Origin of the sequence: Prevotella melaninogenica (genome assembly GCF_018128065.1) — a bacterium.
GTDB lineage: Bacteria > Bacteroidota > Bacteroidia > Bacteroidales > Bacteroidaceae > Prevotella.
The window spans coordinates 574,511-601,214 of sequence record NZ_CP072359.1 but is presented as its reverse complement, the minus strand read 5'-3'; the positions used below and the strand labels follow the sequence as shown (position 1 = coordinate 601,214).

Here is a 26,704-nt window from a genome sequence, read left to right as displayed (position 1 = left end):
AAAGTGAGCCCTGCATTTAATTGAAGAACATGGTTTTCTATTGGGTAATTCTTTTGATTCTTCCGAAATATGGAGTGGTAAAGTAAGCCTACTACATATAAAAGGCACACAGAGAGGGAGAGAACACGGAGGTGCCGAAGGCACAAAAAGTGACAGAGGCGTAGTGTCCGTATTGCTGATAGCTTTGATAATAAACCTTGCAAACCATTGTTTTAGAATGAAATACACCAAAGGATTAATAAAACTTGCAAATATCCTCTGTTGCTTCACGCACCAACGGTGCCTCTGTGTTCTCCATTTCTCTGTGTGACGTTTCTTCGAAGTTTTTAATCTCAAAGAGTATCACTCCAAATTGCTGAAGACTCATTCTTTTTTATTTAAGTCTATAATAATTATATTTCATCCTTTAAAATTATATTTATTTATAACTAAAGTTTCCTACCCCTCTGTTTCATGGGTATTTCAACCAAACTGCTTTGCGAATACCCATGAACGTGAGTCGTTAACACTTGTCTAAAATATGTTTACGGTTGTGAGCTTTTCTTGTTGCCTGTCTTCCAATGCTTTGACCATAATCTCAAAGTTGTTCCGCATTTCTGAGTCGGTGACTATTAACTGCCCTATCTCACTAACAGAGAACCCAAGAACGTCACAAAGAGTAGCAAGCAACCTCTCTATGCACTTCAGCACACGATGCCATAACGTAAGTGCCATGACATCTTCTTCCATGTCAGCAAACAATTCACCCATGGTCTCATACTCTGACATCCGTTTTTCTAACGACATCACGATATATGTAATGTAGCAGAGCGTTGCATCAGCAATCTGACCATCAAAGTCTCTCCCCATGTATGAGCCGAGTCCGAGATGTCCCTTTGTCTCCTTGTTGACCACTTCAATGTTCCATCGTATCTGGTATAACTCGAAGGCACGCACAAAGCTCATCGATAGATCCGTACTAAGCATGATATTCCAAGTCTGTCGACGTCCATATCTAATCAGGTATATCCTGACTGGTATATTCCCCAGACAGCCCCTCAACTCAATGTACTGACACTTGTACTTCCGGCAGCATTTGGTACGTCTTGCATACATTGCTACGAGCTCAGCGGCATTGTGTCGCTTATTCTCCACAAAGTACTTTGTCTTTCCCATCTTTGCAAGACCGATGTAGTGTATAGCTCCGTTGCCTACTCTCCTGATTTCCTCAATGAACTTCTCGCAGGCAAACCAACTATCCGCCAAGGCATAATAGGGATGAATACCACTCTTCCACATGCGCTGGAGCATCCTTATGGCTGAGTCCCTCTTGCTCATACCGCACTCTTGATTCCGCTCATACGCTGGGCTCTCTTTCATGCGTCTCTTGGAGAATCTACTGCGGAGTGCCCTCTTGCCAAGTCCGCCGTCCCCTTTCTTTCCTAGTTCCTCATGGATGGAGAAGTCGAACGGCAGAGAGGACTTACCATCGAAGAACAGGCACAAAAGAAGCTTGTAGCCCAGAACATAGTTCATTCGCACATGGTCGAAAACCTTGGTAATATGCTCAAGCTTCCTACCAGTCTTTTCCAAGGTTGTATCGTCAAATATAACACAGGAGTTCTCGCTCTCTGTCTGAATGCCATTCTTCCGGAGAATGCATTCAAAACGAAGAACAGTATAGCTAAGCAAACGATGCCAATTCATTGTCTGCCTGACCATCATACGATAATAGCAGTTCTTTCCAGTGGTGAGAAGATGGTAGAAATTCTTCTTGTATATGGAGTGTATCGTCTCACCATTAATACGGAAAAGACAAAGGGAAAGAATCAGTTGAACAGCGGAGATACCATCGTGTTTCTCCAAAGAAAGCCTACAGAGTAGACGTCCAAGACCAAATTTTGAGAAAAGTGAGAGAATATCGCTACTCATCTTACTTTTAACACTTAAAAGCTTGGATATCTCACTGAAATTGTCTAATTTTGCATCCATAACAGTTACTCTTTAATTTATTGATAATCAATGTAATAAAGCACCAAAAAGTTACCAATAATTATTGAGAAACTGTTATTTTAAGCCAACTTTTTGAGGGTGGGAAACTTTAGAATAAAATTTGTAGGACACAGAGCCCATAAGAAAAACGAGGAAAGTACGGTCACTGCAAGAAATAGGCGAAAGTGGGGGTTAAACTTGGGTTAAGCTCCATGTCTTTCTGCTCAAGAAGATTTATAACATCTTCTCGAGTTAAAAAATGATAGTTAGACGCAGTCTTATTGTTGGATGTATTCATCAGAAAACCAGTTATTTATATGATACAAAGGTACGAAAAATATATGGATTTTGCAAGATATTTCTAAGGTTTATTGTAACGTTTCCTTCGATAACAATGAGGATTTATACCTTCTATATAAAGGACCAATTCATCCCATCGAAGTTCATAAAATCCCTTGGTTTGCTGCATGATTTTACCACTTAAACAACCCTGTGCCATCTGCTTGTGGTATACGACAAAACCACATCGTCCCCAATGAAGCAGCTTGATACGATTGCGAGAACGATTATAAAACACATAGACACAACCATCAGATGGATTAAAATCGTTACCACGGACGAATTGACATAATCGAAGCATCCCCTGGCGCATATCCACAGGAGAACAACAAACCCGATAAACATTTGTTTCATTCAGTGCAAACATCTTTTTTGTGCAAAGGTAGCAACAATGCGGTATCCACAAAAGACGGCTAATTTTGGATGCTTACGCTGTAGTTGATTCCGTTTTATATATTTGAATAGTTGGTAATAGGTTAAGTGGAAATATATGTTAGAAGAAATAATAGCGAGAGGTTGAAGCAAGCTTATCCTAACTCAGAGGAACGTATCCGCCACATCTTTAAGCATTAAGTGTATGGATTGGCTCCAACGGAGTGTATCTATCGTATCGCATTACGTTATATCCTTGGTTTCGGCGAAGACATTCATATCGCAGAGGCTGACCATCATTTGCGTCAAGCTGATAGTCTGCCAGTTGCTAAAGATGGCACAATGGGAGAGTTCTTGGATAAAGTGTTTTAGCTAAATTGGTTCTTGCAGGGATAGGCTCTAACCGACTTGTTTTTGAAGTTGCTGTCACTGCTGTCATACTTCAGGTGGTTGTAATATGCTGAGAAAGAGTTTATTCCTGCAAATGTTAAAAGTGACATTAAACAAAAATATAATTAAAAACCTTATGAATAAACGTTCTATTTTAGTTGTTTTGTGGAGCCTCACAACTATTTCGTGGGCTTCAAAGACATCATCGTTGCCAATTGCTGGTAGTCCTAATGCACAGCATCCTGTTGTGACAAAAGTAAAGGTCAAGGGTAAAACCTCAAAGGTAAAAGCTCAAACCTCAATGTTCAATGCTCAAAGTTCCCTTCATCCTTTTGTAGCAACAACCATCGTTAGTGGTCAGTTTGCAGAAGGAACACGCTGGTACACCTTGAAGTTTAAGAACACTACCTTGGCTGCAGCAGCCGCTGACGGTACGATTAGCGAGGTGGCAGTAATGGCAGGACGAGCCGACCGCACGATGCCTGCACAACCCGATAACCAGCTGTGGTGCTTCATAGGAAATGAGACAGAGGGTTATAGGGTGTACAACAAGGCACTCGGAACGTCGAAGGCACTTGTGGCTACTGACCCTGCAATGAATACAGTAGAGCCTACTATGGAGACTTTGGAAGACAATCAGAAGTGTGCTAAGTGGTGGTTCTCACCCTCAACTAATCTTACATCTCCCTACACTGACCCTGTCTATATGCAGCTAAAGAATGCTGATGGTTACGCTTTGAATCTCAGCGGACAGACGGGTCAGATATGTTTTTGGAGGGGTGGTAAAGATAATGGTTCAACAGTCCTTATCGAGCCAGCTTATTCGACCGTTCTCAAGCCTTGTACTCTCTACCCTGACAACGCTACGTTCTATCGGCAAGACAAGAAGACAATGGGACAGAAGTGGAATACCTATCTGATTTCAAACTACACTGATCCAGTCGTTACGTTGGCAAATGCTGATGGTAAGAATAATATCGGTTTCAACAATACAACAAGTCCAAAGACGGTTGTTATAGCCAGTGTGAACAGCCAAAACTATACGCTTTCTGTGGAGAAGGGTTATATCATTACGGGTTATTCCTTCACGTTCAAGGGCGGTTCTGGTAATACAACGGTGAAGGATGTCACTACTTCTAAGACAGAGACAGCAGATGCTGTAACGATGAAGACCTTCTCTGTGACAGGTTTGACCCACCAGTCTGTACCTTTCCAAGTCCTAACCGACTTTGCACATGTACAGAACCTCACTGTTAATATCGCACCTGCTTCTGTCGAAATATTGAAACAACAACTTGCAGATAACGCAAAGTATCAGACCGCTGTTGTCTTCGATAACACCAAGTCGCGCTATGGCTATCGTATTCCAGCATTGGGGCAGGACACCAATGGCAAGCTTTTCGTAGCAGTAGACCTTCGTCGTACGGGTGCGGATATTGGTATGGGTAATGGTCATAACGACATCGTGATGAAGACCAGCAACGACCACGGAGCAACGTGGGATGCGAACTATACAACCATTGCAGCAGGCGACCAGACACAAAATCATAGTTCTAAGCAGTGGACTTACAGCTTCGGCGATCCTTCAATCGTTGTTGATCGCAACAATCCACAGAATGTCCTCGTGATGTGTGTGGGTGGTCATACAAGCTTCTTTGCAAGTAAGTATGAGGAGCCACAGCACGTGGTTCGATTGCTAAGTACCGATGGCGGACAAACTTGGTCAAAGGATTCGCTGACCTATCAGATATATAATCTGACAAAGAACAGCGTGGGTGGACAGACTTACGGTCTATTCCTCACCAGCGGAAAGATTATGCAGAGCCGTTATATCAAGCAGGGAACTTATAACCGTTTGTATATCGCTTATCCTACGAACAACACAAAGCAGAACGCTACTTTTGTGATTTATTCTGACGACTTCGGTGCTACATGGAAGTTGCTTGGTGGTGATATGCAGTTGCCAAGTTCGGGAGCTGACGAGTCAAAGGTGGAAGAAATGCCAGACGGTAGTGTGTTGGTAAGTGTGCGTAACCGCGGTTCTAACACACGTGGATATAGTCTTTTCACCTATACCGATATTGCTAAGGGCGAGGGAAAATGGGAATTCCAGACCAACGCCACAGCTATGAATAACGCCGTGAATGCCGTGAATGGTGAGATTCTCATTGTTCCAGCACGTCGCAAGGCAGATGGTAAGCAACTCTTTGTTGCCCTTCAGAGTATCACACTCTCTAAGGCACGTGAGAAGGTGGGTGTGTACTTTAAGGAACTCACAGACTATAACAGCTATGCTTCAGCAGAGGCATTGGCAGCTGATTGGCAGAAGGGTATGCAGGTGAGCTTGATGGGTTCTTGCTATACAGGTATGGAACTGCTCAACAATGGCAAGATTGGTTATATCTATGAGGAGGATGCACCGGGTGGTATCGGTGGTTATAACATTATGTTCAAGCAGATTGCTTTGGAGGATTTGACCAACGGAATGTATGAACTTGACCGCACTGCCGACCGTACACCATACGTGAAGCAGGCGGCTGAGGCGCTTCGCACACGTGTGCAGAGCTATAAAGATGCTAATGGGAAGTATGTTGGTATGCTCAAAGCAGAGAGCTTATCGGCTGTAGAAACAGCACTGAACGGTGCTGAGGCTGCTGTTGCATCAGCTGAGGCAACACCTAATGCGGTGGCTGTCTATGCAGCGCAGGAGAAGTTAGCGAATGCTTATGACGTGCTTTTCAATGGTGTTGAGCGTGTGAAGATAGAGGATGGTAAGTGGTATCGTTTGAAGAACAAGTTTAAGACCAATGTGATGTTGTCATCTGATGGTAATATTCTTAGACCAGCACCTGTCAATGAGACGACTGTTGATCCAGCCTTGCTCTTCCAGTTCTGTCGTACTGATGAGGACAGTTGGACGCTAAAGAACGCAAAGAATAAGGTCTTTGCAAAGGTAACGCCTATAACGAATACATCGGTGTCGGTGACTGCCAATCGGGAAGAAGCAGGAAAGTATAATGTTGTTTCAACGATTGAGGGACTCAGTTATTTGCAGTGTCTAAACCCTACACGTCCTGCTCAGCCTGCTCTCCACGCTGATAACAACGGTAAGATTGTGGCATGGACCATCACCTCTGATGCCTCACAGTGGTTTGTCGAACCTGTTGACTACTCCGAAGATACAAACGGTATCAAATCCCTTACCCCTGCTAAGGTAGCAACACAGGAGGTCTATAACCTCAATGGTCAGCGCATCTCTAACCTCTCACAGCAGAAGGGTGGAGTGTATATCGTAAATGGAAAGAAGGTGGTGAGGTAAGAGCAGAAACCAGCATCAGTCAACCAGCCTCTCCCCCAAAGGGAGAAAGTCTCACCCCCAACCCCTCTCCGATTGGAGAGAGGAGTGAAATGCGAGATACCCCTATTGGTTGGTTGACGAATTCTTAGTTGACAAGTTGCTTGTCCTGTTGCATGTATGCAGGGCATTCGTACAATTCGTGTAATTCGTAGTCCTGTACATTACATCGTTTGTGTGTTTTTGTACTTTCTGTCTTCCACAATACAACGAATAAGGCTGTGTCAAAATAGGGTTACTCCTATTTTAATACAGCCTTATTACTTTTTTCTTTTACCTTTTTGTTTTTTACAATTTTACCCTTTTACTTTTTACCTTTACTTTATTGCGTTCCCCTTTTCGTCTTTTCTCGATAGCGAAGCGACTTTTACTTCAAAGTCGGCAGTTGTGTTGTTGTCATCCACGAACTTCTTTCCGTCCCACTTTCTCATCAGTGCAAGACCAGAAGAGATGGGATAATCGCTTTGTTTCAGGCTGGAGAAAGAGACGTCTGTAACAGCGTTGTAGCCTCTGTCTAACTTACTTGGGCGCATTTGGAACATACGACGAGGACAGATGGTAATGCAGTCGATTACGCACTCAAAGGGTACTTCGATGGCATAGAAGTCGCCGAAGGCACTGCTGGTAACGGTGATGTAATGCAGATAACCTTTGCCATCCTTTGTGTCGGCATAGTTCTTCTTAAATTCCTCTGGTGTCCAAGGCAGTTTTATCAGTGCGATACCATTACTTTCAGACACATGAGAGAACTCGTAAGAAGGACCAATATTGCCACTGGCATCGGTTGATGTCAGGATAGCATTCATGTCTGGAACGTTAGGATTGTTTTTCCGTCCGGGATCATAGTTACTGTTTGTCCACTCGAAATCAGCCTTACTTAGGTCCAAAAAGGCATTCAGTCCACCATACATACTCAGGTCCTCGCCCTCCAATTCAGCCTCAAACTTAGCCTTATGGTCGATGGCATATTTTGCAACGATGATGGTTTGCCCCGGTTTCACAGGATAGTCATTGCCCTTGCCGGGGAAGTAAGAGATGCCTGATGCACCATAATAACGATTAACAAAATCGTCTTTCGGTGCGAACTGGATGGCTTTGCTTGGTTCAATGGCATTGACACACAAAGCCAATCCGTCAAGATATTTCACCTCGTCCGTAGGGTTAAAGATGGTGATATACTGATCGTCATTGTACATCTGGTTCAAATTCTTCATACCCCAAGCACGTACATCACGATACCAATAATGACCAACATAGAATACCTCCTTGATAATCAAGTGGTCTAACTTCGTCTTGGAAGTAGATTGCTTCACGGGCATTTCATTACGCGTGCAACTATTCAAACCTAAAAGGATTAGGCTAAAAAGCACGCATGCAGCTATCTTCTTTTGTATCATTTGTTTTCTTCTTTTTATGTTTATATAATTGCTGTGCAGTGGGAGGGACAGTTTTCACGATGGAATTGATTGTGAGTTACAGACGTATTGATGATTCCTTAGCGCTGACTCCGTCCTCTCCCTCTGCCCATGTTACAAGAACCAGTTACCGAAACCAGAACCTCCACCGATGCCGTGGGTCTGGACATTCTGTGAAGCCTCCAACGCATCTAATGAAGACAAGCCTATTTCATGACCTAAGTAGAAATAAAGTGGGTCGTTCGGGTCGATGGTCGTTGGGTCAGTGTCAAAGCTACTGCAAAATACCTTGATAGGGATATTAAAGCGGAAAAGCTCCTTCCATTCTGAATCAGCACCATACTCCTTTGGCTCGTCAGGGTTATAAGCCTCTGAACAGATGAACGGACTGCGGAAGACGTAGGTTGAATGGCGATTGAGATACTCATCTTTCGGTATCAATGCCTTTTTCCTTTCGGGCATTTCATCACTCTTATTGACAGATAGAACTTTGGCAAGAGATATGACGGACGTGTATAACGCCCCGCTTCACCCGTTGCAGGGTCTAAACGGCGTGTAATCTCTAATGGCCACTCTTGATGAAGTGCATCGTTCTCATCGGCTTCAATGTCAAAGTTGAAATGCCCCTTCAGTCCTACACGGTCTTGGTCGTAAGGCGCAACAGCCCAGTCTGCATCCTCACGTGTCAATGGTGGGAGAAGACGTTGGTTGAATAACTCACGTGCACCATCAGCCATTGCGTTATGAATCCACGTATCTCGATAGGTATATTCAAATATCTTTGGGGTCAATTCGGCACGTTCTTTCCACGTGGTCTTATTCGCAAAGGTTGGAGAAGGAACTGGTGTCGTATCAACTGTACCGCCTTTTTTCCAGTCACCAAACTTATTCTTGTTTGGTTTCCACGTACCACGACAGTCCATTACTTCGTATGGATTACCCTTATCGTCGACCTCGCTCACCGTGAAGAATATCTGATACTCATCAGAGTGGTCGAGAATATTGTCGTTCATCAGCTTACCCTCTTTGTCAAAGAAGTAGAGACAGAGTCCCCAACGTTTGAGTTTTCCACCAATGATACGGATATAATCAGGTCCTATCTTACCATTGCTCTGTTCAAGATACGTCACCGTACTTTGGCGTTGCACCTCAACCGTAGGCCATTTTGCCGTATTGTTGCGGATAATGACAAACTCCTCCTGCTTCCAAGGGGCGTTATGATAGACGAAGTTACCGTGCATCATACCGTCACCGTGGGAGTGTCCCTCCTTAAACATAGCCAAACAGGTTGCCCAACCATTGAAAGCTCCGTCTGGGTCGGGGTTATTCACCTGCTCAGAGACCTTAACCTTCGACAGACTATCTACATAACGGTCTGCGCCACTACGTGCCAATCCCTTGCTTTCTAAGGGGTTTTCATTATAATCTACATGTACATTGCCAAACACGAAGTCGTCACATGAGGCGAAGAGTGTGGCAACGCATGATAATAAAAGAATGCTCTTGAATATCTTATTCATCTTCCCAATTCGTTTTTACATCAATACTACGTTCTGTCTGTACTGTGTGAAGAAGTCTCGTGGTTGTGTCAGCATACGCCATAATTGTGCCTTGTCGGCAGCTGGATAGAATCGCTTGACATCTTCAAAACACTTGTCTTCACCGTCCTTGGTGTTGGCTATGACACGAACAGACAGCGGATAATCAATATCAAAGCTATCCCAACCGGGTTGTAACTGGTTGAAATCCCATAGGAAACTGTGCTCACTATTGTTCGTATTGCAATACTTTGCAGGCTTTTCTGACTCTCCTACGTGCTGCTGTCCCTTGTTGAGAATATGGCAGATGCGTACCTGTAGCTGGAAAGCAATGTCTGATTTGTGGAACTGCATGATGCCCTTAAAGCCCAAGCGGTCTAAGTCTGAGCCGACGTCTAAGCTGCGTTTCTGATGCAGTAAACCCACGGTATGACCATAACGCTGGCGTGGTGACTCTGTGTCTGGGTCGGTGAAGTCATCGTTATAAGCTTCTGTAAAAAGTTTTCCGAGTTCTTCTTCCACTGGATCTGTGTCACGATACTCATAGGTAAAGACCTCTGGAGTAATCTTATTTAGCTCCATTGGATCAATAGTTTTGTAGAGATGATAGGTCTTTCCACCGAAGTTATAAGGCTGCAAAGCCTCTGGTTTTCCCGATACTTCAATCGACTTCCATGCCAACTCACTATCGAATGGCACCAAATTTTGTCCCAATGTGTAGCCATCAGGGACATAGATGTTAGAAGTTGAGAATTTTGTGGCAGCTTCCAGTGCTCCACCTTTCTCTTTAAAGGTGTATCGGTCATAATAAGTAGGTAGTGAAGCCAACGAACGTGGGTATGCCATTTGCAATCCACGCACCTCCTGTCCGTGTCCTGCAGAGCTACTATCTGCCACTGCTTTGTTCAAAGATGCGTTACCAATACCGAAGAAGTGTTGGTGAACAAGGAGGGTTGCGTTGTCTTCATCAGGAACGTTATAACCGTCTTTATCCTTCATGAAGGGATAACCTGAGAACTGATGGTTGATGAGCATACCGTTTTGATCGTAGTATTTCAGCTCCAATCCATAGTAGATATCGTCTGAAGCAATCACATCAAAGCAGTCGCGTTCGGTCGTAATCGTCATCTGTCCGTCGTCATCCTTAGCGATATCAATCTCCTGCATGACAGGGATAGAGGTCGAGCCACTGACGAGATGATAGGTGTTATAGGCTTGAATAGAGTCGTTTCCGTCTGGTCCAACACCAATCATTCCCCCCTTATAGCCCATTCTCAAGATGGCATGAACCGCATAAATCTGCTCATGTCCCTTCACATCTCGCTCAATAGAGGAAGGAGGAGCTTGTATAATCTTCTTGAAGAAATCGTCAACTTGGTCGTTAGAGCAACTTCCGAAGAGAAGTCCCACTGCTGCCGTGGCAAGTATGAGGCGTATGTCTTTATATAGTTTCATATTCTTTTTCAGCTAATTAGAACTTAAACAATGTGCGTAAAGAGAAGTTTGATCCGCGCTCATGGGCGTAGTATCTGAAGCGGTCGGTGTACTCCTTATAGAGTGCGTTGAGGATGTTATCACCGACAATCATAAACTTCAACTCTCTATTCTGTGGTAACGCGATGCGGAACTCAGCCGTACCATTCAGTAGGAAATAGGCTGGTGGCGAGTCGGGTACGAGGTCTTTATCGGGATCAAAGCGGGTCTGCTTTGTCACATAGATACCTGAGAGCGACAGCGACGAACGATACTTATGATTCTTTGTCAGCGGTAGGTCGTAGGTAGCTGATAGTCCATAACGGTCTGATGGCATGAAAGGTAGCCAGTCGTTATGGGTCAGGTTGCGTGCAAACATCCATTCTCCCTTGCCGACAAAGGTCAGTCCTTGCAGTGGCTTCACGGTTGCTTCGATATCACCACCATAGAGTTTCACATCGTCTTGGTCGTAGATAAACTTCGGATACTTACCACTCGGATGGTTGTGGAAGCGGTCTTTACCTGTTCCGATGTGGTCGTAGATATAACTGTTGATACGCTGGAAGAAGACACTTGGCTCTACAGAGAACCATGTGTTCCTATACTTCGTACCTAACACGAGTTTATAACCACGCTCGCTGGCAAGATTCTTGTTGCCTACTACCCAATAGGAACCGTCTTGCAAGCCAATGGCATAGAGCTCGTTGATATCTGGTGGACGCCATGACCAACCGATATTCGCACGTGCATCCCACTTGTCACTGAACTGATAGTGGGTGGCAAGGCTCATGGTGAAGTTACTATAGAGTTTGAAGTCGTCGTAGTAGGTATAGTTGCTGAGGCTGCTATAGCCATTAACCGACAACACACGGAAGTCGTAACGCATACCGAGGGCGCACTGCAACCTGCCAAACTCTGCCTTATGAAGGAAATAACCACCCATCGACAGGGCTGCAAAGTTAGGAACGAAAGCAGGCTGTTTAGTACCCGGATAGTTGAAGTTCGTTTGGTAAGTGTTTGAAAGACCAGCGTCAGTCGTCATCTTCCATAGTTTCCATTTCGCTTGCCAAAGTACGTCGAACTTATAGGTTTTCAGCATCAAGTCCTGCATAGGAATCCAGCTCCATTGTGTCTTCTTTCGGTTTTCGAACTCTTGACGGAGATTCTCTTGGAAAGATAGCGTGAAATTGAGGTGATGGTTAGGATTAAGTTCCCATTTCAATTCACCTTTTAACGTCACGTGTTGCGACTGCTGGAACGGCGGTTTGATTTCGTAAGAGAAGGGTTTAACGGTCTCTGGATCAGGTCGTCCGTACTCAAATCGCTTGATTAGCTGTGATAGGTCGGATATCTTACTGGCATAATAGATTCCGCTTCGCTGATAGTAGATACTTGAGAAGAGGGTTGCCGTCAGTTTCTTTCCTTGCCAACCAGCTAAGGCTGAGAAACTTATGGTGTTATATCCTGTGTTGTTCAGTACGTAGTCGGCTGTATGATAGTCGCCTCCTTTGGTGTACATTCCGTGTAGGCGCAGACCAAACTGCTTATAACCCGTCTCAATAGTACCCGACCCACTGAAGCCTCGCGCATTGGTATCGTAACCCATGTTGACGTTTCCATTCAGCTTAATCTTCTTGTTTTCGTAGGGTAGGGGCGCATCATTCAAGAGTACCACACCGCCCATTGCACCGAAACCATAGCGAATACACTCGGCACCCTTCACCACTTCTACCATGCTTGAACCTGTATAGTCGAGCTCTGGTGCGTGGTCGGCACCCCAGCTCTGGCTTTCCAATCGTACGCCATTGTTCATCAAGAGAATACGACTACTGTGCATACCTTGTATAACAGGCTTTGCAATCGTGTTTCCCGTACTAATAGAACTAACGCCGGGGATGGTTTCAAGCAGTTTTGCCAAGGACGTTGCACCGCCTTTCTCCAAAGCTTCCTGACTGATGGCTGACGACTGTTGCAACACACTCGTATGGCGTTTCTGTGCGGTAACAGTAACATTGTCTAATTGTTTAGAATCGTCTTTCAGCTGTACGATTATCATATGGCTGTCGGGAATGCTTATAACTCTCGTCACAGCCTTATAGCCTACGTACGAAACCGTGAGTTTCAAGCGATCGACAGCATGCTTGAGATTAATGACACACCTACCGTCTATGTCCGTAACAGAGGGATTTGAAACCCCTTCGCAACGTACTACAGCACCGATAAGCGGTTCTTGTGACACTTCGGAAACTACCCGAATTGTTACAGATAATTTGGCATCTTTGTCCTCATCCGCTATAACTTCCTGCTCATGCATAGACACAGCATGGACGTAGGTGGGCGAGAACAAGAACAAAGAACTTAAGAGAGTGGCGGACAGGTAATATCTGACACGCCTTCCATTGTTCAAATTTGATTTGTTCATATATACTCAGATTACAAATGGTTAGTTAGCTCATAGGCACACCACCCCCTACTTTCACAGCGAGAGAAGTGAACCTATGGAACTTACCCAGATTATCAGACCAAGTTGCAGGTTTCTGCAGATTAAACTCGGTCTTCCATTTTCATTTTTTACGATTTACGACTGCAAAAGTAAATAAAATCAGCATAATCTCCAATACCTATATTTAGTGAAATTGCAAAATCATTATTTCTTAGTAGAAAAAATAATGACAAGTTTTCTATGTCTTGTTCTTGCGTTTTGTACGAATAAAATCACAAGCGAAAATTAATTGATGCTCTTTTGCCTTTCAATTAACGCCCAATAGGCTTGCAAAAGATGCCCTTTAAGCCCCTTACTAACGCTCTTTTGAACCCTTACTAAGCACCTTTTAAAATGCGCCTTTGCAATTGCCTGATTACAAGTAACTTACAAAGACGCTAAAAATGCTTGTTTTTTGAGTTCTTTCAAGTCTTTGAGTAAGTTTTTTGTAAATATATTTCAGAGTCTTAAACCATCAGTTTTCGATGGTTTAAGACTTTTCACTCTTTTACTTTTTACCATTCCCAAAGTTGTTTTCCTTCTTGCGGATAGGGTCATCATACTGCACTTGTAGCTGGAGGAGTTGCTTCTTTAGGTTCTTTGTGAGCTTCTCCGTGCCTGGTTTTCCATAGATGTTGTGCATCTGTTCTGGGTCTTTCTTTAAGTCGTAAAGCTCCCAAGCGTCAATATCATTGTAGAAGTGCATGAGTGAATAACGCTTTGTACGGATACCATAGTGACGGCAAACAGAGTGCTCGGCTGGGTATTCGTAGTAGTGATAGTAGAGCGACTGACGCCAATCAGCTGGTTTCTTACCCTGCAAGAGTGGCAGGAAAGAACGACCCTGAATGTCGGAAGGAATCTTTGCACCGGCTACATCGAGGAAGGTTGGGGCATAGTCTATATTCTGCACCATCTGATTGATAACGCCATGCTTGCCACCTGGATAGTAAATCAAGAGCGGTGTGCGGAATGACTCCTCATACATAAAACGCTTGTCGAACCATCCATGTTCGCCCATATAGAAACCTTGGTCAGAGGTGTAGACAATCATCGTGTTCTCCAAGAGTCCGTGCTGGCGCAGATACTCAATGACACGACCCACGTTGCGGTCAACAGAATGAATCACACGCATATAGTCGTGCATATAACGTTGATACTTCCATTCAGCGAGTGTCTTACCAGATAGTTTGTCCTCCTTAAACTTCTTGATGATAGGGTCATAGTAGCTATCCCACTGTGCACGCTGTGAAGGCGACATTCGTTTGTAGTTAGCTCGCCCCCATTCTTCAAGACCAGTCGTGGTATGAATCTCATTCTCCTTATCAGCCATCTTGTTGTCATAGACGAGGTCCATATCCTTTATGATACTCATCTTCTGCTTCTGTGCCGCAAGACGACCAGCATAGTCGTCATAGAAAGTCTTTGGCAACGGATAGGTCACGTCATCGTAGAGACGAAGGTCGCAGGTATCAGGGTTCCACACACGGTGAGGAGCCTTGTTGTGCATCAGCAGACAGAACGGCTTGTTCTTGTCGCGTTTGTTCTCCATCCAGTCTATTGCCAAGTCAGCAATGATGTTCGTCACATAGCCTGGACGACGCAACTTCTTACCATTGTTGAGGAAGTCAGGGTTATAGTAGTCGCCCTGTCCGATAAGGATATCCCAGTAGTTGAAGCCTGTTGGTAGAGACGTGAGGTGCCACTTACCAATCATAGCGGTCTGATATCCCTGCTTTTGGAGCAACTTAGGGAAGGTTTGTTGACCACCATCAAAGGTCTTAGAATTGTCCGTAAAGCCATTAGCATGGCTATGCTTACCCGTAAGCATACAAGCACGTGACGGACCGCTGAGGGAGTTGGCAACGAAGCTCTCTTGGAACTTTACACCATTGTCAGCTAACCAGTCGATGTTTGGTGTGCTGATGAAACGCTTGTCGTAAGCACTAATTGTCTGATACGAATGGTCATCGCTCATGATGAAGACGATGTTCATCGGTTTCTTCTGTGCCTGAGCAGGAACGACTGCACCCATTGCAAGTGCTCCTGTCAAGCCGTATAAAACTTTTGTTTGCATATATGATAAATTGGTTTATATCAATCAATTAGTTCCATTCTTACAATCAAGAAGACAGTAGTAGATTTAGACATAATTACATTGATTTAGGTTTACGCGTGCAAATATAACACTTTATTCTATATTGCACAAAAAGATTGTAAAGAATAAGGTTGTTATTTCTTATGGCTGGTTCTAAAAATTACAGCCTCCTTTCTTAATTACCCATATTAGTATCTATCTCCAATTCGTTCTATGGTAATGTCATACTTTTTGCAAAGTTCAACAAAGTGTCTCCAAGTCAAGTCTGTTGAACGTCATTGTGTGTAAGTATATATCGTGACTTTTTGGGTTGGAAGTAGAATTTGTGTGTTTCGACATCTTCTTTTTTCTACATAGTCAGATACAATAGTTAACTTTTCATCAAATTCTTTCTTTATCGCAAGCACCTTGTTAACTCGTTAAACCGTCCACTAAACGCTAATTGCGCCAGCTCATTCCCAGTAACATTACAAACGTGAAGAGTGCAACAAATACGTCGATAAGCACACCAACTAAAAACATCAGTATGCCAAGAACCTTTCCTTTCTCTGAACCAAATTTGTAAGAACAAAAGATAATTACCACTACTGATATTAGGAAAAGCGTTATGAGATATTCTTCTGACGTAGAAGTCATTTTGAGGTAGGCAGGATACATCTGAAAGATATACCAAACTAACACGTAAGCAAGCCATCTATATGGTCTGAGTTTTTCCTTCATAATCACTTGTTTTTAGGATTACACTTACCTAAGTTAGAGGATAAACATCCCTGTCTATGGGTGTTTGAAAATAGGTAAACATAAGAATGTTCCGTGTTTTTATTGCAGTGTGACAATATACTACGTAAATTCTCAGTTCATGATTTCTCTGCAAAGATAAACATTATTCTGAAATATCAATGAAGCCTACAAGTTTTTTATTGACTCAGTAGGAAAATGGTAGGAAAACAGGTACATAAAAAACTAATTCTAAAAAAGTCATTCCAAACTTTTGGAATAATGAGTATTTCCAAATAAGAAGATATTATCATATAAAACCCAAGGATAGTTTTGTTTTAGTTTGCTGTCATTTTTAACATTTCTTGTATCTTACTGTAATATAACAAGTTAAATGTCTACTACGAATGACGGGAATGACAGGAAATGAAGTTTATGGATAGAACTGTAAAATGGAATCAGTCCCTCCCCCATAGGGGAAAGCCTCACCCCCAACCCCTCCCTTATAGGGGGGTGAAATGCGAGATACACCTATTGGTTCGTTGATGAGTAAAACGTTCTTCTGTTACTTTGTCTTAATTTATCCTGTCTGTAATTACCTTGTCCACTCGTTAACTCATCTACTCGTCAACTCAATCTTTGATTTGTTAGTATGAATTATTTTCGTTATCTTTGCGTACAAAACAAACGAAAGAATAAATGGCAACAGTAGACGACAAGAAGATTATCTTCTCAATGGTGGGTGTATCGAAGATTATCCCACAGAACCAGAAACAGATTCTGAAGAACATTTACCTCTCGTTCTTCTATGGTGCAAAGATAGGTATTATTGGTCTCAACGGCGCAGGTAAGTCTACGCTGATGAAGATTATCGCTGGTCTTGTGGAACCAACACAGGGCGAAGTGGTATGGAGTCCGGGCTACTCTGTGGGCTATCTGCCACAGGATCCACCGCTCGATGAGGCTAAGACCGTGAAGGAGAATGTTATGGAGGGTGTGCAGCATATCTATGATGCACTGAAGGAATACGACGATATCAACGTTAAGTTCGGATTGGAGGAGTATTACTCTGATGCTGACAAGATGGATAAGTTGATGCAGCGTCAAGCTGAGTTGCAGGATATCATTGATGCAACAGACGCTTGGAACATTGATTCACGACTCGAAAGGGCGATGGATGCACTGCGTTGTCCTAAGGGCGATTTGCCAGTGACTAACCTCTCTGGAGGTGAGCGTCGTCGTGTTGCCCTCTGCCGTCTGCTCCTTCAGAAGCCAGATGTGTTGTTGCTCGATGAGCCTACCAACCACCTTGATGCTGAGAGTATCGACTGGTTGGAGCAGCACTTGCAGCAGTATGAGGGTACTGTTATCGCTGTTACCCACGACCGTTACTTCTTGGATGATGTGAGCGAGTGGATTCTTGAACTCGACCGTGGTGAGGGTATTCCATGGAAGGGTAACTACTCTTCATGGCTCGATCAGAAGACAAAACGCATGGAGCAGGAAGAGAAGTCGGCTTCTAAGCGTCGCAAGACTTTGCAGCGTGAGTTGGAGTGGGTGCGTATGGCTCCGAAGGCTCGTCAGGCAAAGGGTAAGGCTCGTCTGAACTCTTACGAGCAGATGCTCAACGAGGAGCAGAAGCAGCGTGAGGAGAAGCTCGAAATCTTCATTCCAAATGGTCCACGTTTGGGTAATAAGGTTATCGAAGCGCAGCACGTGCAGAAGGCTTTCGGTGAGAAGGTACTCTTCAACGACCTCAACTTCATGTTGCCACCTAACGGCATCGTCGGTGTTATCGGTCCTAACGGTGCTGGTAAGACAACGCTCTTCCGCCTTATCATGGGCTTGGAGCAGGCAGATGGTGGTACGTTTGCAGTGGGTGAGACCGTTAAGCTCGCTTACGTTGACCAGCAGCATAAGGATATCGACCTTAACAAGACAGTATATGATGTAGTGTCACAGGGCAACGAGACAATCCGCATGGGTGGTCGTGATATCAATTCACGTGCTTATCTCTCACGTTTCAACTTCTCAGGTACCGACCAGAGCAAGCTCTGTTCAGTACTCTCAGGTGGTGAGCGTAACCGTCTTCAGTTGGCTATGGCATTGAAGCAGGAAGGTAATGTCCTCCTCCTCGATGAGCCTACCAATGACATCGACGTGAACACACTCCGTGCATTGGAGGAAGGTCTTGAGGCATTCGCAGGTTGTGCGGTTGTCATCAGCCACGACCGTTGGTTCCTCGACCGTATCTGTACCCACATCCTCGCCTTTGAGGCTAACGGTGAAGTTGTCTACTTCGAAGGTGGCTTCTCTGATTACGAAATCAACAAGGCACGCCGTCTTGGCAATGAGGAGATTAAGAAGGGTAGATATAGAAAGTTGATGGAGGAGTAAAACCCCACCAATCAGCCAACCAACTGGCCCCTCCCCCGACCCCTCCCCCCATAGGGAGGGGAGTGATTACCGAGATACCCCTGTATCACCTCCAAGTTCTCTTTGGACTAATGGTCTATGAGCGAATAAGGAGTGATTACTGATGGTGGATATATTATTATTGAATAAAGCCCTGCAATAAAAGATTGCAAGACTTTATATAGAGAAAAGAGGATGTGTCATCTTTGGACATCCTCTTTCAAAATCATTATCTTCAGGCGGATTCTATTAATTACCACCGAAATTAACTCATAAAATTATGGGTTACGTTTTGTCGTCTTTTGAACTCTCTTCGACTCAAAAATCCAGTTCATTCAGTCGTTATGCCTGCATAACTCTCTTCATTTACCGTCAATTTACCCTCGAAGATAGTCTCGAAATATGACAAAGCTAATTGATAAAACCCACCTTAATCTTTTCTTTTTTAGCCTAAGTACTTCATGAGTACACGTGCATTGCCACTCTCACGAATTTTCTCGATAGCCTTCTCACGAATCTGGCGAACACGTTCACGGGTAAGTCCCATCTCTGTTCCAATCTCTTCCAAACCTTTCTCTTGGCAGCCGATACCAAAACATTCGGTGACAATCTTTATCTCACGATCTTTCAATGTGTTCTGAAGAACAGCACGAAGATCGTCTGACATTGATTCAAAGTCTACACCACGGTCGGTACGTGAGTCGTCACCAGAAGACAACATGTCGCTCATTGAGTTGTCATCGTCATCGCTGAACGGTGCGTCGATACTCATGTGGTGATTGTCTGCACTCTGACTTTGGCGGATGCGTGCCTCGTCGATACCTGTCAACTCTGCCAACTCATGGATAGAAGGACGACGGTTGTGCTGCTGCACAAACTCGTTCGTTACCTGATTAATCTTTGAGATAGCACCCACCTGATTCAGCGGAAGACGCACGATGCGACTCTGTTCAGCGATAGCCTGCAAAATACTCTGACGAATCCACCAAACGGCGTATGAGATAAACTTAAAACCACGGGTCTCATCAAATTTCTCAGCAGCTTTTACCAAACCAATGTTTCCCTCATCGATAAGGTCGGTGAGAGAGAGTCCTTGGTGCTGATACTGTTTAGCCACAGAAACGACGAAACGGAGGTTAGCCTTAATCAGTTTCTCCTTAGCGCGCTCGCCCTTGCGCCCGCCCTTATGGATTTCCTGTGCCAGCTCAATCTCTTCGTCAACGGTAATCATCGGTTCACGACCAATCTCAACGAGATACTTATCCAGTGCCTCACTTGATCGGTTGGTGATACTTTTTGAAATCTTAAGTTGTCTCATGAATTGTTTACTATTTCCTCCTTAAAATATAGCAGTTTTCCGTTATCCAAAATTGATACGGCGTGCAAAGGTACATATAATTATGTGAATAACCAAATTTAGATACGTTTGGTTGTGTCTTTTTATGTTTTTTTATACGATTAGACGCTGCAATAGGCTGTTGTAGTAGATAAAATCAATGTGTTGTGCGTTAAACCTGTCCTCTTGTGGGTAAATAAACAATGCCTTGTAATGAATTATGACATAAAAGAAAGACTCTTTTTTCCTCTCTTTAATTGATGTGCGGACGCTCCGCACATGTGGTGCGGATGCCTTGCACAGGTGGTGCTAAGCATCCGCACGAAGTTAATATAGGTGTGTTCTGTTTTGTCAATACTTGTCAGTAATAATAAAGATGCTGATAAAAGATGGAGTGATAAAGTAAGTATTCTTCATATTAAGACATATAGGGAAACCTTTAATTACATTTTTTATACTTAGAAAGTGATAATTCTGTCACATAATACATCTTGACATAATATGAAAGATATTTTGACAATGAGATGTTTAGTCCCAAATCCTTATAACTAAAATATAACGTATAGAATAGAGATTATGTTGTAAGGTTGATAATTATATAGAAGAATGAGAAATCTTTAGTATTTTTTTAATACAAAGAATGATTTTAAAATAAAAATAGTATCTTTACACTCTATTTGTTTTATAAAGGGTTGTGGTTGGCTGAAAGATTAGTTGTGTCTAAAAGCTGTGATAATAATTGCCATGGCTTCATAGCTTTTATCTATCATATTACCTCTTTAAACTTTGTATTTATGATGAATCTCTAAGATTATAGATATATATGTTAATTAAATAAACTATTATTGATATATGAGTAATAAAAGTAATAATCACGGTCGGGCTTATGAGTTTATATGTTTGCATTCATTACATGAAGCTATTGAGGCTATTCGTCCTGCACAGATAATACAAAATAGTAGTTATAAGGCAGCTGCGGTGGCATGGGACACATTGAGTGATGCTCAACAAATAATCTATATGCTTAGTGCTAAATCTACCATTGAAACTATATTTGCATTAGAGCCAAACATTGTAGAAGTTGATAATAATAGTGTAGATTTATTCATACAGAGTGATCAGCATGGTAAAGTAGCGGATGTTCGTGATATCATCATACAACGTAATAATATTATATGGGAAATAGGTTTGAGCATCAAACACAATCACATGGCTGTTAAACACAGTCGTCTTTCACGTAAACTTGATTTTGGAGAGAAATGGTATGGAAAGAAATGTTCTAAAACTTATTGGGATGATATTGAACCTATTTTTACCTTTCTGGAAGCTGAAAAGAAAAAGGGGACATACTTTTGTGAGTTGAATTCAAAAGAGGAAGATGTTTATATTCCCTTACTCAAAGCTTTTATGGCAGAAATTAAGAAACAGATTGAAAAGGATAATACTATTCCTCGTAAGTTAGTAGCATACCTGTTAAGTAAATATGATTTCTACAAAGTTATAAGCATTGATAATAAGCGACTAACAACTATACAATCCTTTAATATGTATGGCACCTTAAATCTTTCAAGTAAGGAAACTGCCCCCGCACTTAAAGTGCCTATGATAGAGCTTCCAAACTCGTTACTGTATATTGGCTTAAAGCCAAACAGTAAAACAACTGTTATAATGAGTTTTGACGAAGGTTGGCAATTCTCTTTCCGTATTCATAACGCAAAGGATTTGGTAGAACCTTCCTTGAAGTTTGATATTCAAATTTTAGGGATGCCAGTAGATGTAAATATAAAGTATAATTGTAAATGGTAAAATATAAATGAGATTGATAAGTCTTTTTTCTGGCGCAGGAGGGCTTGATAAAGGCTTCCATAATGCTGGCTTCCGTACTATAGTTGCTAACGAGTTTGATAAAAAAATTTGCCCCACATTCAGAGCAAACTTTCCAGGTACGAAACTTATAGAAGGTGATATACGTAATATTTCTTCTGACGCTTTTCCTATGAATCCAGTAGGTATTATTGGCGGTCCTCCTTGTCAATCATGGAGTGAGGCTGGGACTTTGAAAGGTATCGAAGATGCTCGAGGACAATTATTTTATGAGTATATCCGTATTCTACGTGATACTCAACCATTGTTTTTTGTAGCAGAGAATGTTCCTGGTATGCTTGCAAAACGACATGCTGATGCAGTAAGAGGATTCATGAACCTATTTGATCAAGCTGGCTATGATGTGAATTTAAAGATGCTTAATGCGAATGACTTTGACGTTCCTGAGGACCGAAACCGTGTGTTCTATATTGGTTTTCGAAAGGATTTACATATCAATGATTATGAATTTCCTCTCCCACAAAAGCATAAGCTAACACTTCGAGAAGCAATTTGGGATTTACAAGAGACTGCAATCCCAGCACGCGAGAAGAATCACACGAATGGAGATGTTTGTATAGTTCCTAATAATGAATATTTTATAGGAGCATATTCCCCTATCTTTATGTCACGAAATCGCGTACGTTCTTGGGATGAACCTGGCTTTACTGTTCAAGCAAGTGGTCGTCAATGTCAACTGCATCCACAAGCCCCTAAAATGGAAAAAATAGGAAAAAATCTTCAACGCTTTGTTCCTGGTAAAGAGCATCTTTATCGAAGGATGACTGTTCGAGAAGTTGCACGTGTACAGAGTTTTCCTGATGACTATTGTTTCCTATACGACGATGTTAACTATGGGTACAAGATGATTGGTAATGCAGTGCCTGTAAACCTTGCTTATTATGTGGCAATGAGTATAATAGAAACATTAAAAGGAATAGTATTAATTTTACGGATTGAAATAAATAAGGTGGTGTTAGGATTGCCTACACCACCTTTATATCTTATAAACACGCTAAGATTACTTCCAGCTCTTCTCCACCAATTTAGTAACAGTGTTGATGGTCATTTCCATTCCCATCATCTTTGTTTTCACGTCCGTACTGTATTCAGTAGCCCAACCAGTGTTGAGGAGTTTGGTAGTAGAAGTACCGTCGAGATCCATTTTTGCCATACCCATCTTCTGCAGCTGTCCCCAGTTAGCATCGAGTTTTGAAACCATAGCTTCGTCAGCACCCATCTGCTTCATCTTGTCAATAAAGAAGGCTTTGACATCATCTTCTGTCATATTGCCCTTAATCTTACCAATGATATTGAGTGCGTTTGGTTCCTTGTTTACCTCATAGGTTACAGAGGTTTTGATGCCTTGCTTATTCATATCTTCTTTGTCACCCGTCTTGAGTGTCTTACCAAAAAGGATAAAGAAAGAATTGTTTTCAGCAGACTCGATGAAAGATTCTTTGGTGAGTAGGCTGTTGGTAGACATAGCCATCTTATACTTAGGCAGTGTCTTCTCCATTTCAGGTTTGGCCTTATAGAGCGAGTCAATGAATGCCATTGCAAACTTACTTACCTTTGTTTGGACTTCAGTGTAGTTCAAGAGGTCCTTCACCTTTCCGTTGGCATCCGTCTTTAAGAGCATTGGTACATTGCTGAGGTATTGGTTCAGCATGTTTCCTGTCTGCTGAACAACCTCCTGATTGCCTTCCATCTTCATGTTGGTTGTCGTCATTTCGATGACATAACCATCTGCAGTAGCATCTTTTACAATAATCTTTGTTTTGCTGTTTGTCTTTATGCTTTCGGAGTTTCCAGCCATCGGAACACTGAGTTTAATATCAGCTACGCTCTCATAGGTAGCTTGGTCGCCCTTTTGGAAGTTAGCCTTGATTAAGGTCTGGGCGTTCAACGCTGTTACAGCGAGGAGTAAAACGAAAGTAAGAAATGATTTTTTCATAAGGCAAATGTTATTTAATTAGTATTTTATACTTTAGGATAAAAAGATTAACGGCTCCAGAATTTATAAGCATTCGTTGTTAGTCCTGCATTTATAAATATCCTGAAGCCGTTAAATCTGTGAGTATTATTAACTATTAATATGATCTTGCGATGATGACACGATACTTAGCAGGCTTGCCGCTTACCATGTCAACGCCCGGTGTCTGCTCGAACATATAAGGGACACAACGGATGGTTGCCTGCGTGTCTTCCTTAATCTTAGCCTCAGTCTCCTCAGTACCATCCCAGTGGCAGAGGAAGAAACCACCGTCCTTCACCTTCTCTTTGAACTCCTCATAGTTCTCGCACTCGTAGATATGAGCATCACGGAAGTCCTTAGCCTTCTTGAAGATGTTGTCCTGAATCTCGTCGAGAAGGTTCTTGATACGCTCAACAATACCGTCGAAACTTACGCTCTCTTTCTCCAAGGTGTCACGACGCATCACCTCAATAGTGTTGTTCTCCAAGTCACGACCACCCATAGCGAGACGTACAGGCACACCCTTCAATTCGTAGTCAGCGAATTTAAAGCCCGGACGCTTGTTGTCGGCATCGTCATACTTGACTGTGATTCCCAACGCACGGAGCTGATCAATAACTGGTTGCAACTTGTCTGTGAGCTCCTTCAACTGCTCCTCACCCTTGAAGATAGGTACGATAACCACCTGAATAGGGGCAATCTTTGGAGGAAGAACGAGACCGTTATCGTCAGAGTGGGTCATGATGAGCGCACCGATAAGACGAGTACTAACACCCCAAGAGGTAGCCCATACATACTCTGGTTTGTTCTCCTTGTTAAGGAAGGTAACGTCGAATGACTTTGCGAAGTTCTGACCTAAGAAGTGAGAAGTACCACTCTGGAGAGCCTTACCGTCCTGCATCATTGCCTCGATAGTATAAGTATCTAACGCACCAGCGAAACGTTCTGTCTCACTTTTCACACCCTGTACAACAGGAACAGCGAGCCACTTCTCAGCGAAATCAGCGTAAACACGCAACATGGTCTGTGCCTCCTTCTCAGCCTCCTCACGTGTAGCGTGAGCGGTGTGACCCTCCTGCCAGAGGAACTCAGATGTGCGGAGGAACGGACGCGTACGCATCTCCCAACGCATAACATTACACCACTGGTTGCACATCAATGGCAGATCGCGCCAAGAGTGAATCCAGTTCTTATAAGTGTTCCAGATGATTGTCTCACTGGTAGGGCGGATAATCAATTCCTCCTCTAACTTTGCGTTAGGGTCAACCTCAACAGCATTACCATCTTCTGTAGCCTTTAAGCGGTAGTGAGTAACCACGGCACACTCCTTGGCAAATCCCTTTACGTGCTCAGCCTCACGAGAGAGGAAGCTCTTAGGAATCAACATTGGGAAGTAAGCATTCTGTACACCTGTCTCCTTAAACATCTTGTCAAGCTGTGCTTGAATCTTCTCCCAGATAGCATAGCCGTATGGCTTGATAACCATACAACCACGAACAGCAGACTGCTCAATCAAGTCTGCCTTTATTACCAAGTCATTGTACCATTGAGAGTAGTTATCTGCTCTCTTGGTCATTTCTTTCAGTTCTTTTGCCATAAATATATTATTCTATTTTTTATTTTGCACCTTTAGGGGATTTCCCATGCTATTATAGGCATTTCCCTTTTGCGAGTATGCCTTGAAACACTAACTTTGCACACAGATACGGCTGAGAAAGTCAAGAACAAAGGGAACCCCGTTCCCACTTGCTAATACCAGCCTATCCTTTGTGAAAATAATGCAAATGAGTGCAAACGAAACTTGCTTCACTTTGCCGAGTTAGCTTTATTTTTGCAAAAATACAAAAAAATGTTGGCAATGAATGCTATACAGCACATATTTGTTTAACTTTGCACGAATTAAAATGAATTAAGGTGCGGCTGTAAAGCCAAGCCAGAAGGTAAAAGATATTAATCAATAAGTACGTTTGATTATGAAGAATATGAAAATGATGGCAGTAGGTATGTGTTTCCTCACTGTCGTAAGTTGTCAGACAAAACAAGGTTCAGGTGCATTAATCGGTGGCGGTGCTGGTGCAGCATTGGGTGGCATCGTTGGTCAGATTATAGGTCGTAACGGTAAGAGCACAGCCATTGGTGCTGCTATCGGTGGTGCTGTAGGTGCTGGTGCTGGTGCCCTCATCGGTCGTCACATGGACAAGGTAGCACGCGAGGCAGCACAGCAGTTGCCAAACGCACGTGTTGACAAGGTGACAGATGCTAATGGTTTAGACTGTGTGAAGGTTACCTTCGACTCTGGTATCCTCTTCCCATTGAATGGTTCAAACCTCAGTGCTGCGGCTAAGAACGACCTCACAAAGTTCGCTTCTTTGATGCAGCGCAACTCTAACTGTGACGTTGCTATTCAGGGTTACACCGATGCTTCTGGTAACGACAACATCAACCTCCCATTGTCCCAGCGTCGTGCTGATGCTGTATCATCTTACCTCAAGGGTCGTGGTGTAAGCAGCCGTCAGATTCGTTCAGTACAGGGTTTTGGTAGTGCAAACCCTATCGAGAATAAGACTATTAGTCAGGCTAACCGCCGTGTAGAGGTTTACCTCTATGCTTCATCAGAGATGGTTCGTCAGGCAAACAACGGTTCATTGTAATCAAATTGAAAACATTGGGACATACGTGTCTCGTGTGTCCCACAAACTTTGCTAAATAAATTCTCACAAAAAGGATATTGCTTCGGCAGTATCCTTTTTTCGTGTTGACGAGTTAACGAGTGGACAAGTTAACGAGTTAATAGCGATAGGGGGAACTGAGACAGAGTATTAGAAGACAAAGTAACAGAAGAACGCCTTTTGCCCTTTGACGTTTAACCTTTGATTCTTGATGTTTGACTTTTGAAATATTATTACATTCTGCCTAACAAAAAGGCGAGGAAAAGAGCTAAAAACGAGTATTTTTAGTATCG

15 protein-coding genes and 2 pseudogenes are annotated in these 26,704 nt (G+C 43.0%); 6 read left to right on the top strand and 11 right to left on the bottom strand.

What is annotated here, in order from left to right; genetic code table 11:
- Positions 1-513: 513 nt before the first annotated feature.
- Both J5A56_RS02560 and tnpB read right to left on the bottom strand, forming a co-directional pair.
- The gene (locus tag J5A56_RS02560; protein ID WP_211815489.1) at positions 514-1,971 is read right to left on the bottom strand and encodes an IS4 family transposase; all 1,458 of its coding nucleotides are present in this window, start codon (positions 1,969-1,971) and stop codon (positions 514-516) included.
- A 361-nt stretch (positions 1,972-2,332) separates the two neighbouring features.
- On the bottom strand, positions 2,333-2,677 hold the full coding sequence (gene tnpB / locus J5A56_RS02555; protein ID WP_211815488.1) for an IS66 family insertion sequence element accessory protein TnpB: 345 nt from the start codon (positions 2,675-2,677) through the stop codon (positions 2,333-2,335).
- 215 nt (positions 2,678-2,892) lie between these two features.
- On the opposite strand from tnpB, the gene J5A56_RS02550 reads away from it, so the two are divergent.
- Entirely contained in the window at positions 2,893-3,054 is a 162-nt protein-coding gene (locus J5A56_RS02550; protein WP_231370822.1) for a hypothetical protein, read from the top strand.
- Positions 3,055-3,208: 154 nt separating this feature from the next.
- Positions 3,209-6,391 carry a sialidase family protein gene (locus tag J5A56_RS02545; protein WP_196801658.1) on the top strand — a complete coding sequence of 1,061 codons (3,183 nt, stop codon included), beginning with the start codon at positions 3,209-3,211 and terminating at the stop codon, positions 6,389-6,391.
- 353 nt (positions 6,392-6,744) lie between these two features.
- Here J5A56_RS02545 and J5A56_RS02540 read toward each other — a convergent pair whose 3' ends face one another.
- The 6 genes and pseudogenes from J5A56_RS02540 to J5A56_RS02515 form a co-directional block, all read right to left on the bottom strand.
- Complete coding sequence (locus J5A56_RS02540) at positions 6,745-7,824, bottom strand: DUF4876 domain-containing protein (RefSeq protein ID WP_021672444.1); 1,080 nt, start codon at positions 7,822-7,824, stop codon at positions 6,745-6,747.
- Between the two features lie 132 nt (positions 7,825-7,956).
- Positions 7,957-9,362, bottom strand: a pseudogene (locus J5A56_RS02535) (hypothetical protein).
- 15 nt (positions 9,363-9,377) lie between these two features.
- Positions 9,378-10,835: a hypothetical protein gene (locus J5A56_RS02530; RefSeq protein ID WP_021672442.1), complete on the bottom strand. Its 1,458-nt coding sequence runs from the start codon at positions 10,833-10,835 to the stop codon at positions 9,378-9,380.
- A gap of 16 nt (positions 10,836-10,851) precedes the next feature.
- Positions 10,852-13,275, bottom strand: a complete 2,424-nt coding sequence (locus tag J5A56_RS02525) for a TonB-dependent receptor (RefSeq protein ID WP_155945357.1) — start codon at positions 13,273-13,275, stop codon at positions 10,852-10,854.
- A gap of 568 nt (positions 13,276-13,843) precedes the next feature.
- Positions 13,844-15,412 carry a sulfatase family protein gene (locus J5A56_RS02520; protein WP_021672440.1) on the bottom strand — a complete coding sequence of 523 codons (1,569 nt, stop codon included), beginning with the start codon at positions 15,410-15,412 and terminating at the stop codon, positions 13,844-13,846.
- A 459-nt stretch (positions 15,413-15,871) separates the two neighbouring features.
- Entirely contained in the window at positions 15,872-16,153 is a 282-nt protein-coding gene (locus J5A56_RS02515; RefSeq protein ID WP_021672438.1) for a hypothetical protein, read from the bottom strand.
- Between the two features lie 696 nt (positions 16,154-16,849).
- On the opposite strand from J5A56_RS02515, the gene ettA reads away from it, so the two are divergent.
- On the top strand, positions 16,850-18,547 hold the full coding sequence (gene ettA / locus J5A56_RS02510; RefSeq protein ID WP_021672437.1) for an energy-dependent translational throttle protein EttA: 1,698 nt from the start codon (positions 16,850-16,852) through the stop codon (positions 18,545-18,547).
- Positions 18,548-19,010: 463 nt separating this feature from the next.
- On the opposite strand, the gene J5A56_RS02505 is transcribed toward ettA, so the two are convergent.
- Entirely contained in the window at positions 19,011-19,883 is an 873-nt protein-coding gene (locus tag J5A56_RS02505) for a sigma-70 family RNA polymerase sigma factor (protein WP_004359180.1), read from the bottom strand.
- A gap of 870 nt (positions 19,884-20,753) precedes the next feature.
- Here J5A56_RS02505 and J5A56_RS02500 point away from each other — a divergent pair.
- Together J5A56_RS02500 and J5A56_RS02495 are read left to right on the top strand one after the other, a co-directional pair.
- A complete protein-coding gene (locus tag J5A56_RS02500; RefSeq protein WP_021672435.1) occupies positions 20,754-21,707 on the top strand; it encodes a HaeIII family restriction endonuclease in 954 nt (317 codons plus the stop codon).
- A gap of 7 nt (positions 21,708-21,714) precedes the next feature.
- Positions 21,715-22,710: pseudogene (locus tag J5A56_RS02495) on the top strand (DNA cytosine methyltransferase); the annotation flags it as partial.
- 75 nt (positions 22,711-22,785) lie between these two features.
- On the opposite strand, the gene J5A56_RS02490 reads toward J5A56_RS02495, so the two are convergent.
- Positions 22,786-23,721, bottom strand: coding sequence for a hypothetical protein (locus J5A56_RS02490; protein WP_021672433.1), 936 nt, complete (start codon positions 23,719-23,721; stop codon positions 22,786-22,788).
- A gap of 136 nt (positions 23,722-23,857) precedes the next feature.
- On the bottom strand, positions 23,858-25,339 hold the full coding sequence (gene proS / locus J5A56_RS02485) for a proline--tRNA ligase (protein ID WP_021672432.1): 1,482 nt from the start codon (positions 25,337-25,339) through the stop codon (positions 23,858-23,860).
- Positions 25,340-25,715: 376 nt separating this feature from the next.
- Here proS and J5A56_RS02480 point away from each other — a divergent pair, with 376 nt between their 5' ends.
- On the top strand, positions 25,716-26,393 hold the full coding sequence (locus tag J5A56_RS02480; RefSeq protein WP_021672430.1) for an OmpA family protein: 678 nt from the start codon (positions 25,716-25,718) through the stop codon (positions 26,391-26,393).
- The last annotated feature ends 311 nt before the right edge of the window (positions 26,394-26,704 follow it).